Raw genomic sequence first — 12606 nt, forward strand, 5'->3', positions numbered from 1 at the left:
ACAAAACTTCATCTACATCTAGATTTTTATCTAAATAAGCTGAACGCGCTTATAAAGCGTTACAAGACATCAAAAAATGCCAATACTCGACAGAGATAGTAAAAGACTAGCTAACTTGGGGATTCTTTGTCTTTTTTTCTGCTTAGTAAATTTCTTAAACATTTGCAGCGTAAGTTAGTTGCAATTAAAAGCGGCTGAATCTCGCTTGTCAAGCGTTTAAAACATAAAAAACGCCAATATTTTAAAGCGGATAATAACCACGGGGCTTCTTTTGCCTTTTTTTTCATTTGGTAAATTTCTTAATGTTTATGGCTAAACGACAACCGTCATCCCGCTGCTTGTTAGCGGGATCTCTTGTTAGCGGCTGAGATACCGCGAATGAATCGCGGTATGACGTAGATTGCTGTCATTCCAGTGCTCCTTTTTTTGTCATCCCAGTGTCTGGGCACTGGGATGACAAGAAAGATGCTACTTGGATGACACCCTGACAATCGTCATCCCGCTGCTTGTTAGCGGCTAAGGGATACCGCGAATGAATCGCGGTATGACGTAGGGATTGCATTAGCTATAATTCTTTAGTTTTCACTTTTCTTTTAACCTTGCAATGATATTTTCTTTGCCGATAAAAATTAATAGTTTAGCGAGCTCTGGTCCTGTTTCTGTTCCTGTTAAAGCTGAACGCAACTGCGTAAATAGGTTTTTTGCCTTTATATCCACTGTTTGTCGAATAGTTTTGACCCATTCTGACAACGTGTTTTCATTACAATCACCTTGGGGCAATGCATTGAACGCAATTTTTATAAGCTCCTTATCAAGAATCACAGGCTCTATATCGGATTTGCATATTTTCCACCACTTGGCCACCTCAGAAAACCTTTCTATATTGTTCTTTATAAAATACCAAAACTCTGAGGAGTCCACTCCAATTTGATTTAAACGTTCTTGTATAATTTCAAATGGCATTTGTTGCAGCACTTTGCTATTTAGCTTGTATACTTCACTCAAGCTGAATTGTACAGATGCTGAGCTAAATTTTTTAATATCAAATGAGTCAATCAAAGATTGCATACAGGCGCAAGCTTCAATTGGATTGGATGTTCCGAGCTTTACTAAATAACTAACTAGCGCCATCGGTTCAATTTCATCTTCTTTTATAGATTTGATATCTAGCACGCCGGCTCGCTTGGATATCTTGCTATCATCAAAATGTAGCAGAGAAAGGTGAGCAAATGTAGGGATTTTCGCTTTTAATGCTTTAATCATTTGGAGCTGAACTGCGGTATTAGTTACATGATCTTCCCCGCGTACAACATGGGTTACATTAAAGTCAACATCATCAATAACAGAAGGTAACATGTATGTGTAAATTCCATCTTCTCTTTTTACCACAGGGTCACTTATGCTACTGGTTGCAATATTTATTTCACCTTTAACTTCATCATTCCATTTAACAACTTCATTTCTATCCAACTTAAATCTAAAATGTGGTCTTCTTCCTTCTTGCTCATAACTAATTTTCTCTTGCTCAGTTAGAAGTAACGCGCTTCTGTCATATACAGGGGGAAGTCCTTGTTTTAACTGCAATTTTCGTTTAATGTCTAACTCTTCTCTTGTTTCATAGCATGCATAAATATGCCCTTCTTTTATTAACTGCAAAAACACCTCATTGTAACGCTCAAAGCGCTCTGATTGCTTGAAATTTGCATCCCAATTGATACCAATCCATTTCAAATCTTGTATGATATCATTTATATATTTGACATCTGAACGCTGAAGGTCAGTATCATCAAAACGGAGTAAAAATTTTCCATTTTGATTGCGTGTGTACATCCAACAAACCAAGGCAGTTCGTACGTTTCCTACGTGGAGGTAGCCAGTTGGGCTTGGAGCGAATCTTGTTAGCATTTAAATAGCAATATTGTTTACTCTAATTTATTTTAATTTTATATAAATATATGGCTAGAGCAAGCGAGATCTGCTAATACAATTGAGCAAGAGAAGAATAAGTATGGCTATAGCATTGTGGCACCTTTGATATTTGATGGATTAAGACCATATGATAAATTCAAGAAAATTCACAGCTTGACGACAAAGGCTAATGTAGCATTATATTGGTATCATGACTAACTTAGAAAAGATGAGAGAAAAACTGCAAGATCAAATAAATTATCATAATGTTTTGTATCACCAAAAAAATAAGCCAGAAATAAGTGATGCTGAATATGATGAACTGAAGAAAAAGTTAGCTGAAATAGAGCCAGAAATTTATGCAACACAAGATAGTGTTGGTGCTCCACCTGATGAGAGGTTTTCTAAGGTGGAACATCAAGAACCTATGCTTTCCCTTGAGAATGCTTATGATGAACAAGGTGTAGAGAAATTTTTGTCTAAAATAAAGAGGTTTTTAATTGAGGACAAAATAGAGATATTATGTGAATCAAAAATTGATGGGTTGTCGTTTTCTGCAATTTATGAGGATGGAAGATTTATTAAAGCTGCAACTCGAGGTGACGGTTTTGTAGGGGAAGATGTCACTCACAATGTTGCAACAATAAAAGGCTTTCCTAAGTTTTTGCAAGGTGTGCAAGGAAGACTAGAAGTAAGAGGTGAAATATACATCGGTAACAGCGACTTTTTAAAGTTAAATGAAAACGATGAATTTGCCAATCCTCGAAATGCAGCCGCTGGTTCTCTAAAGCAATTGGATGCAAACATTACAGCAAGCAGACCTCTTAGATATTTTGCTTATTCTTTGATTGGTGGAGCAGAGAAAAGTCAAAGTGAGGTACTAAATAAGCTTGAGGCACTTGGTTTTTGCGTAAATGAGCATCAGTCCTTAACGAGTAGTTTAGATGGAATGCTGAAGTTCTATAACGAGGTCTATAACTGTCGCTATAACTTGGATTATGATATTGATGGAATAGTCTATAAAGTAAATGATTTGGTACTACAAAATCGTCTAGGGAATACTCACAAAGCACCGCGCTCAGCACTTGCATACAAGTTTTCTGCGGTTTATGCAAAAACAAAGTTAAATAAAATATTTATACAGGTGGGCAGAACAGGGGTTTTAACTCCAGTTGCAGATTTAGTGCCAGTCAATGTTGGTGGGGTGCTAGTTAGTAGAGCAAGTCTGCATAACCAAGATGAGATAAAACGTAAAGACATAAGAGAGGGAGATATTGTAACAATCAAAAGGGCAGGGGATGTAATTCCCCAGATCGTTGAAGTAAGCAGAGATTCTCGTCTTCCAAATACACCTGAATTTGTGTTTCCTGAAGTATGCCCTGAATGTGGTAGTAAAGTACGTCAGGTTGAGGGAGAGGCTGCAGTAAGATGTCCTGAGGAATTTGCCTGTAAAGCTCAAATAATAGAAAAACTAAAGCATTTTGTATCGAAAGATGCATTTGACATTGTTGGCCTTGGTGATAAGCAGATAGAGTTTTTTTACGACCTTGGTCTGATAAAACAAATTCCCGATATTTTTACTTTAGAAGAAAGATTGGATGAATTTAATCTGGAAGAACAGTCTGGTTGGGGCAAGAAATCAATAGCTCATTTATTAAATGCTATACAAAGCAGAAGGGTAATAACTCTAGATAGGTTTATATTTTCTTTAGGTATTAGATTTATTGGCCAAGTTGCAGCAGAATTGCTTGCAGATTATTATGTTTCTTATGATAATTGGTATAATTCGATGATTGAACTGTCATCAGATAATACTGAGCTAGTAGGTATAGACGGCATAGGAAAAAAAGTAGCTGAATCTTTGGAATCATTTTTTTCTAAGGAACATAACATCAAAATGTTAAATGATCTTACTGCTTGTCTTCAAATTCTTTCTGTGAGCTCCAACTCTAGTGACTCTGTTTTAAATAATAAAATTATAGTGTTTACTGGTAAGCTACTTGCTATGAGTAGAGGAGAGGCAAAAGTAAGAGCCAAAACTCTAGGAGCAAAGGTCAGCTCACATCTTTCTGCTAAAACTGACTACCTAATTGCAGGAGAAAAACCAGGATCCAAATATAAAAAGGCAGTGGAATTAGGTGTAGAAATTTTAGATGAAGACCAGTGGCATAAAGTGATAAGTTTGGGAGTGTTCAAATGAAACTTGGATTGTATATTAAATCAAAGTTGCAAGACTATTTAGAGAGTAGCCAATTCTTTCCATCCAAGAATCATTTTATTGACTTGCCTCAATTTTTCAACAGAAGGCAAGTCTTCTGTGCTGAGTGGTAGGCGGACAGTTTGATGTTCTATGAGCCCAATATCATGCAAAAGTGCTTTAGTGGGTATTGGGTTGCTGGCAATAAATAACGCTTCGCAAGCCTGTTGCCAGATATCTGCCTGAGGGTTCCTGCCATTGAGGCACTTCTTAACGTATTCATGCGCTATGCGTGGCCAAACATTGGCAGCAACGGAAACCAGGCCAGCCGCACCATAAGCGGCCATATCAGATATCATATTATCATCTCCGCAAAAGACCTCAATATTTGGTGCAACTTTCTTATACTGAGTTAAAGTATCAACAGTGCCACTTGAATCTTTGATAGCCCAAAATTTTTCGTGACTAGATAAGTTGCGTACAGTTTCAGCGTGAAGACTCACTCCTGCTCTCGATGGAATATTGTAAAACATAGCCGGCATATGTGCTTTCTCAAGCAGCTTTTCAAACCATAAAGTCTGCCCCATAATTCCGGGCTTTGCATAAATGGGAGTTGTCATTAGATAGCCATGAATAGGCATACCCTTGCAAAAATCAAGCCATTCAAGAGTCTGATATAGATTCACTCCTGGTACGCCAATTATAATTTTTGTATTTAATTTTAGCTCACATACAAATTCAACTAACTCGCGTTTTTCAGAATCAGTAAGCGATAGGCTTTCACCGGTGCTACCCAGCAACACTACACCATTTTCAGCTTTAACTTGCATTGTCAGTAAACGCTGCAAACTGCTATAATCTATGCTATCTCCATTGCAATTAAAAGGAGTAATACAAGCAGTCCATAAAAATGTAGATTTCAATTTAAATTGTTAAAATGGTATTTCATCATCGAGTAGTTCATCTTTTATATCGTTGTCAAAACTTTCGTGTTTATCTTTTTGTCCTGTTTCACCTTGTTTGTATTCACTTGGCTTGTAATCAGGATTTGGCGCACTATTTCGTGAATCCAAGAGAGTAAGAGCGCTATTAAAATTATATAGAACCACCTCTGTTGTGTATCTTTCACCACCGTTTTGGTCAGTCCATTTTCTAGTTCTCAAAGAACCTTCAACATAAACTTTACTGCCTTTGCGTGCAAAATCTTTGACGATTTTTACTAATCCTTCACTAAAAATTACGATATTATGCCACTCTGTCTTTTCAGAGCGCATACCGGAAAGTTTATCAGTCCAACTTTCAGACGTGGCTATTGAAAAACTTGCCATTTCTTTTCCATTTTGTGTAGTCCTAATTTCAGGATCTTTTCCTAAATTACCAACTAGTATGACTTTGTTTATGGTACCACCAGACATAATTATGCTCTAAATAAATCCTTTTATTATCTTATGTGAAAATACTATTGTCAAATTTAATTAAAAGTGCGCTTGGAGGGATTCGAACCCACGGCCTTTGCCTCCGGAGGGCAACGCTCTATCCAACTGAGCTACAAGCGCATATATATTTAAGTTATTTAATAGATAAGCCATCCAAGTCAAATTTTTGTTTTGGATAAAGCGTAAACATAATACTCCCATATCCAAAATATACATTTTGAGAATCATTCGCATGCTTTTTTATTGCTTTTTGATCTACGGTCCATACAAAAGTTACATAATTTTCAGTGACTGAGTGCACTTTTAAATCCTTGGTATTTATAAACAGTTTTCCATTTACCCATATTTTCCATGTATCGGGAGAAAGATATAAAATTGAGTCTAAACTCACTACCTTACAGTTGAAATTATCTGATACCTCCTCTTTTGCAGCTCTTGAAGATCGTAAATTGAACTTTTCCATTTCATTGACCATTCTATTAACTGGCTCTTCATCAAAAAAAATGCTTTTTACGTTACTATATTGTGACAAAACGTCAAAGTCACTTTCCACTGCTTCTCTTATTATATCGTCCCGATCTGTATAGCTTAGTTTTTGATTGTTGATAAAGAAACACTCTTTTGCACGCAAATTTGCTATATCAATAAAATCGTCGATTTCTTGATTGCCAACTTTAAGAATACTTTCAAAATATCTTTTTTCTATCATCATTCCATACTGAGAATGATGACAAACCATTTCATCATTACCTTGTTTTTCTATATATACGCATAAATTTCCACTATTTAATCCTAATATTTTATGCTCAATAAAATCTTCATTGCCAATATATTGTCGGCAAGAATACTCCTTACAAATTTCTATGCTTTCTATGATATCTTCACAACTGCAATATGCATTAACATTGGAAATGAGTAGCGTAAAAATAAAAAACAGCTTTATGTTCATCACCTTATCTACTTAATATAGTATACCAATCAAAGACTATATTAGCTCTCACTATCTCTATCATATTACCATTCAAAATCTGATTCATAGTTGCAGCATCAATATTTCTCTGCTTATTTAAAATAAGAGATTTGATCATAACATAACCGGGCAGATTTGGAATAGACTGTAGAAATAAAAAAATATGCTTATCGCTGATTGAGCTTAAATTTAGGACCACTTCACTTTTTATTACTTTTGTGCGTTCACTTTTGTTGTGGAGCTCAACTTCTTCGGGTATAGAAATTGATATTTCAGGTTCTAATATATAGTGCTTTTTATATAACTTGCTAAGCTCGAAATTTAAATTTGCAATGTATCTGCTACTATGTAAATTTGAAGAAGAAATTTTTTTCCATAAATCTAGGTTTTTATTTAGAACAACTTCCTTTTTTTGAATTCCAGTAATCTGTAAATTAATAGAACGTATTTTATCAATCGCAATTTGGTTTTTATTATAAATCTTTTCGTTATAGATAACAACATATGTTAATAACCCTATTAATCCAACAGATAATAACAAATACGATATAAACTGAATTGTAGCTTTTCTTTTTAATTGAGAGATAGTCATTAATCTACATTGCCTCTCCTATTTCAACATCAATAGATAGATTTTGCTCTTTAGCAGCAGGTAAGCTAGAAATATTAATGTCATAGGTACGAAAATTATCGTTTAAATTTTTTCGTAGTTTCTCGTATTGATGAGAAATATTTTTACCGGATTGAAAATTAAACTTTAAAGTTGTGGTAATATAACTTTTTGCCTCATTATAATTCCATTCAAATGATCGAAGCTCTATACCTGGTATTTTTAACTTTTCTACATACTTAACTTGTGTAAGAGGAGAGTATTCTATTTTTGATAAAATATTATTGATATTAATAAAATCATAAATTTCATCTATTTTTTTTACATTATAGCTTTGGCTAAGTTTTGTTAATTGGTTATTTAAGGTGTTCTGCTTTGCTGATAAATTATCAGCGACATTGAAATTTGAATACAAATTTAGCAAACAAAGGGTGTTTGTTATAACTAAAACCAGGGCGAAGTATAGAAAAATTCGAGGAGAGTTTAAATAAAGGTAATTGAATAGATAAAATTCTTTAGTTTCCTTTGTATTAAAAATAGCTGCTAATTTATTCTTAAAGCTATGAAACAAAATTATGGTATCGCAAAAGTTATCTTTTTCACTTATAGCTAGTTCTGCTCCTAATAGTTTGCCTAACTCATATGGAGTTAATATGTTCACACTGTTCTCTGAAAAATTTATGACTGATAAACTAGCTTTGATATCTTCTGACACTATGATACAAAGGTCGATAGGGTTATTTTTTTCAAACCCAAACTTAGTTAAGGATCGAATAGTATCTTGCACTTCCTGATATATTCCACCAGCGATAATTCCTGGTAAATTATCATTAGTAAATGATGTTAAGCGCGTAAATACCATTTTATTCTCTTTAAGAACCACTTGTCTATAGCCTCCCGTTTTAGTTGCAGCAACTATAATTTTCCAATTATTAGGATCTTTATGTAGAATCTTTTTTGTTACATTACTTATTTCTATAGGAAACATTAATATTCCCTTAAAGTTGGAGCCTATCTCAATAAACACATTCAACCAATATTCTACTAAATGCTTTGCTTTTGATGAAACAAGAAGATAGCACCAGTTTTGATTGAATTTGTTTGGCTTCTCAACCAAAAAAACTGAACTTATGTCATTATTACGAGAAAAATGCTCCATCTTTGTTTTTGCTGATAGATAGGCATTAATCTTGTTTGCCCTTGTAATAAACTGTAGCGAGTAATTTTGATCTGCATGATTAAGCACCAGGTATAAAGGTGCTTTTTTATCTGACGAAAGACATGAAATTAAATCGGAAACTGCTTTATCGTTTTTGCCCTTAACAAAATACCTTTTATTTAAAGTATTATTTTTAAAATATAGTAACATTATGCCTTCTTCTCCAATAGAAAGCATAAACTTACTTTTGGATTTTGAACTAAACATATTAACAAAGCATATACTTATCTAGAATTAAAAAGGCAATTTATTGAAATTCATTAAACGTTAGAGGGAAATATTGTTATAAATTTTCGCAGCAACATTATTTATATTATAATTTTTTTATAAAATTACCACTAATATTAAGTTATTTAGATAACAAATTAAGAAAATTCATTAAGACGAATTTGTTGTTTTTCAAATTGTAGGTAAACCTAAGCCACTTTAGCTATATCTGCCGATTGACTTTAATTAATAAGAGTTATTAATCTATTTACTATTCTTGTAATATTATTTCTAATGGTAAAGAAATATATATTTTTCTGGAACAGTTGTTATTTCAGATACAGAATTTATTGTAAGTAAACTAACCATTTGCTGAAGAGCGCTCATCTTCTGTGGTACTTGATGATGGAGCAACTAATTTGCTCAAAATCTCATCTTTTGGTCCCATAGCGTAAATGACACCATCTGACATGAGGATCACCTTATCAACTACGGACAATAACGGTAGCTTGTGAGTGATGATAACAGTAGTAGTATTTTGTTTTCTTGCAATGCCAATTGCATTAATTAAGCATGCCTCTCCATTGCTATCTAAGTTAGCGTTTGGTTCATCAAGTACTAAAAGTTTTGTGTGACCATAAAAAGCTCTGGCAAGTCCAAGAAGCTGTTTTTGGCCGCCAGAGAGCGTTACTCCTCCAGGACCTCCTATTGTTGTATCATATCCATTTGGTAAGCTTAGTATTAGTTCATGTATTCCTGCAATTTTTGCTGCTTTGATTATTTCTTCAGGATTTGGATCTGGCCTCATGCGAGCAATATTAGCTTTGACACTAGTGTTAAATAACTCAATATCCTGAGGTAAGTAGCCAACATAATTACCAAAATTTTCTCGATTCCAAGTATATACATCAGCGCCATCTAGTCTGACTACACCAGATATTGGCTTCCATACACCAACAGTTAATTTTGCGATAGTGGATTTACCAGAAGCACTTGCACCAATAACACCAACTACATCTCCAGGATCTATAATGAATGATATTCCTTTTACTGTCGGCTTATTGCTTCCATAAGGAGTAAAAAATACTCTATCAAATTCCAATTTTCCTTCAGGTTCTGGTAGAGCCATCGTTTGCTCTCTTTTTGGCGATGTTAATATAAGTCTTTGTAGCCTTCCATATGACATTCTAGCCTGATTTAAAAACTTCCAAGTATGAACCGCAGCATCAAATGGTGCTAATACTCTACCCATTAAAATTGAAGCAGCGATGATGCTACCGGCAGTCTTATGAGCTGTGATTGCAAGTAATGCACCTGTTCCAATCACTGATATTTGCAGAGTTGAGCGCAAAAATTTAGTGATTCCAGTAATTACATTAGAGCGATTTTGTGCTTTAATTTGCATTGCTCGGTTCTGATCATTTCGTTTACACCAATCAGAGACTATGAATTCTGACATGCCCATAGCTTCAACCACTTCTGCATTTCTTGTTGCAACATCTATAGCATTGATATTCCGTATAGTTTCTTCGTTGGTTTCTTGTAATATTCGTTTAGTGGCAAGTTCATTCCATATTGCCATAGAGACTAATATAATAATTCCAGTAATAGCTATAAACCCCGTGGAGGTATGTATCATGAAAATCACAACAAGGTAAATTAACGACCATGGAGTATCAAACAGTGAGAATATACCATTTCCTGTAATGAAATTTTTTATCACTCCGAGATCTCGTATTGCTTCACCACTTGAAGTTGAGCTCTGCACTGACGTTAGCCTGATTGACCTTACTATCAGATCTGGTGTTGCAGTTTTATCGATCCAATCACCTATTTTTGCCATGGCTAAATATCGACAAGTTTCAAGCATTGCAGAACATGCAAATGCAGATAAAGTGATAATTGTCAGCATAGTTAGTGTTGATACACTTTCGCTCGATATCACCCGATCAAGCACTTGAGAGGTATAAAGTGGTAGGAATAACATTAATAAATTGATTCCCGCACTAAACCAAAAGATAAACCAAAATGCACTTTTGCATTTTTCTAGGCAAATATATAGAGTACTTTGCTTCAATTCTTTTTTTATTGATGGCGTAATTTCCACAATCTTCCTCTTAATTTGATTACATGCACCATATACAATTTTTATTACAAAAATATTAATAACGGTAGTTAGCTTACTTTAAGTGAGTAAAATATTAATATATGTGAATAGGAAATATAAACAATGGTAAAAAGAAGTATAGTTAATATTTCCTTCATTGCCTATAGCGAAGCTACGTCATACCGCGATTCATTCCATAGCTGTACGAACATTCATTTTTGAAGGTAAACTGCACAGCAAATGGTGTCATGAAAGTAGCTGACACTGGGATGGCTTTGTTGCATCGCTACTTATGAAAGGCTAACTATAATTAGGATTATAAGCAACTTATTGAAAATCTTGTTTTTTTGCAATCAATCTGATCAAATTTAAGAATAGTAATTTGTTATTTATATTAATAAATTTAATTCTATTGAAAATAGCTAAAGCATTGAAATTCTTGAATTTTAGCCAGATTAGTGAGTGGTAGTGAAATTTCTTTTACTCAAATTTAGGTATTCACTGACCGTTCTTGTTATAAATACCAGAATAATAAGCTACTGATATTCTCCACCTTTTTTATCTTTAATCCATCATAGCTAGCGATGCAACAAAGCCCACCGATTCATTCTACTGCAACGCAGAAAATTCGTACAATTGTGCATAATGTGGGGCTTCTGGCTACATTTTTCTATTGAACTCACCTTTTCTCTATGTGACAGATTTCGTATTAAATTTTAAATTTAATGCGCCTAGATATACAAGCATTCCTAGCAAAACCATAGGTATAGAAAGCAACTGCCCCATAGTTAAATCAAGCCACAAATAGCCAATTTGATAGTCTGGTTCGCGAAAAAACTCAACGAAAAAACGTGCTATTCCATACCACATAACTGCAATACCAGTTAACGCACCGTGATACAGTCTTATTCTAGTTAAGAAAAACAGTGAATTTGCAACTGCAAAAAGTAGCAGTCCTTCAAAAAGTGCCTCATAAAGCTGGCTTGGATGATGCAGCAAATTATCACCACTCTCTGGAAATACCATACCCCATGGCATAGTTGTAACTCTGCCAAATAACTCTCCGTTTATAAAATTGCCTATGCGACCTAAAAATAAACCTATGGGAACTCCGCAAGAAACTAGGTCCAGTGCATAAAATATAGGAATGTTATGTCTTCTGCAGGAGATTATTACTGCAAGCAAAACTCCTATAGCACCGCCATGAAATGACATCCCTCCTTCCCAGGTCTTCAATATCTCGATAGGGTTGCTTATATAAAGAACTGGATCATATATCAATACGTAGCCAAGTCTACCTCCAAGGATAATACCTACAATAGTGGCTGTTAATAACGAATCGTAAAAATTCTTAGTAAATATTTTTTGGTCATCTAGCCTATGTAAATACCAATATGCAAACACTATACCCAAAACGTAGGCTAAGGAATACCAATATATAGAAACAGGACCGATGCTGAAAATTACTGGATTTAAAGACATATTTTGCTATAAATTATTTTTAGACAATCTACTTTTTTCACGATCCCACTCTCTCTGTTTTATGGTTGCTCTCTTATCGTAGAGTTTTTTTCCTTTTACAATGGCAATTTTAGTTTTTGCAAATCCTTTATCGTTAAAATAGACCGAAAGCGGCACAACAGTTATCCCAGCAGTCTTGATTTGACCAATTAGTTTATTTATCTCCTTTTTATGCAAGAGTAATTTACGTTCCCTTTTTGGTTTATGATTTTTTCGGTTCGCAGCTTTATATTCTGCAATATGCATATTGTGCAGCCATACTTCGCTATTCTTTTCAACAACGTAGGCGTCGGAAATATTTACTTTTCTTTCTCTTAGCGATTTAACTTCACTGCTTAATAAGACCATACCCGCTTCAAATTCTTCTAAGATGAAATATTCAAACCTTGCTTTCCTATTTTCTGCAATAACTTCCATATCTAAAGATATCT

General features: G+C 34.4%; 10 protein-coding genes and 1 tRNA gene. 1 reads left to right on the forward strand and 10 read right to left on the reverse strand.

Features of this window, described 5'->3' with window-relative positions; genetic code table 11:
- Positions 1-582: 582 nt before the first annotated feature.
- Positions 583-1905, reverse strand: a complete 1323-nt coding sequence (gene gltX / locus AAGD87_RS05655; RefSeq protein ID WP_264339494.1) for a glutamate--tRNA ligase — start codon at positions 1903-1905, stop codon at positions 583-585.
- A gap of 214 nt (positions 1906-2119) precedes the next feature.
- Between gltX and ligA the strand changes: the two genes are divergently transcribed.
- The gene (gene ligA, locus AAGD87_RS05660; RefSeq protein ID WP_341817472.1) at positions 2120-4108 is read left to right on the forward strand and encodes an NAD-dependent DNA ligase LigA; all 1989 of its coding nucleotides are present in this window, start codon (positions 2120-2122) and stop codon (positions 4106-4108) included.
- A gap of 38 nt (positions 4109-4146) precedes the next feature.
- Here ligA and dapA read toward each other — a convergent pair whose 3' ends face one another.
- From dapA to smpB, 9 genes are all read right to left on the reverse strand, one after another.
- A complete protein-coding gene (dapA, locus tag AAGD87_RS05665; protein WP_264339492.1) occupies positions 4147-5028 on the reverse strand; it encodes a 4-hydroxy-tetrahydrodipicolinate synthase in 882 nt (293 codons plus the stop codon).
- A 9-nt stretch (positions 5029-5037) separates the two neighbouring features.
- Positions 5038-5520, reverse strand: a complete 483-nt coding sequence (gene ssb / locus AAGD87_RS05670) for a single-stranded DNA-binding protein (RefSeq protein WP_155969077.1) — start codon at positions 5518-5520, stop codon at positions 5038-5040.
- Between the two features lie 67 nt (positions 5521-5587).
- Positions 5588-5661 (reverse strand) — tRNA-Arg (locus AAGD87_RS05675).
- Between the two features lie 13 nt (positions 5662-5674).
- Complete coding sequence (locus AAGD87_RS05680; protein ID WP_264339599.1) at positions 5675-6490, reverse strand: hypothetical protein; 816 nt, start codon at positions 6488-6490, stop codon at positions 5675-5677.
- Between the two features lie 4 nt (positions 6491-6494).
- Positions 6495-7103 carry a hypothetical protein gene (locus AAGD87_RS05685; protein WP_015589194.1) on the reverse strand — a complete coding sequence of 203 codons (609 nt, stop codon included), beginning with the start codon at positions 7101-7103 and terminating at the stop codon, positions 6495-6497.
- A gap of 4 nt (positions 7104-7107) precedes the next feature.
- On the reverse strand, positions 7108-8547 hold the full coding sequence (locus AAGD87_RS05690; protein WP_341817473.1) for a hypothetical protein: 1440 nt from the start codon (positions 8545-8547) through the stop codon (positions 7108-7110).
- A gap of 361 nt (positions 8548-8908) precedes the next feature.
- On the reverse strand, positions 8909-10654 hold the full coding sequence (locus AAGD87_RS05695; RefSeq protein WP_065094799.1) for a type I secretion system permease/ATPase: 1746 nt from the start codon (positions 10652-10654) through the stop codon (positions 8909-8911).
- Between the two features lie 690 nt (positions 10655-11344).
- Positions 11345-12136, reverse strand: coding sequence for a prolipoprotein diacylglyceryl transferase (gene lgt, locus AAGD87_RS05700; RefSeq protein ID WP_006280508.1), 792 nt, complete (start codon positions 12134-12136; stop codon positions 11345-11347).
- Between the two features lie 6 nt (positions 12137-12142).
- Positions 12143-12592: an SsrA-binding protein SmpB gene (smpB, locus tag AAGD87_RS05705; protein ID WP_007548863.1), complete on the reverse strand. Its 450-nt coding sequence runs from the start codon at positions 12590-12592 to the stop codon at positions 12143-12145.
- Positions 12593-12606: the final 14 nt, after the last annotated feature.

Source organism: Wolbachia endosymbiont (group A) of Pherbina coryleti (assembly GCF_964026875.1).
Taxonomy (GTDB): domain Bacteria; phylum Pseudomonadota; class Alphaproteobacteria; order Rickettsiales; family Anaplasmataceae; genus Wolbachia; species Wolbachia pipientis.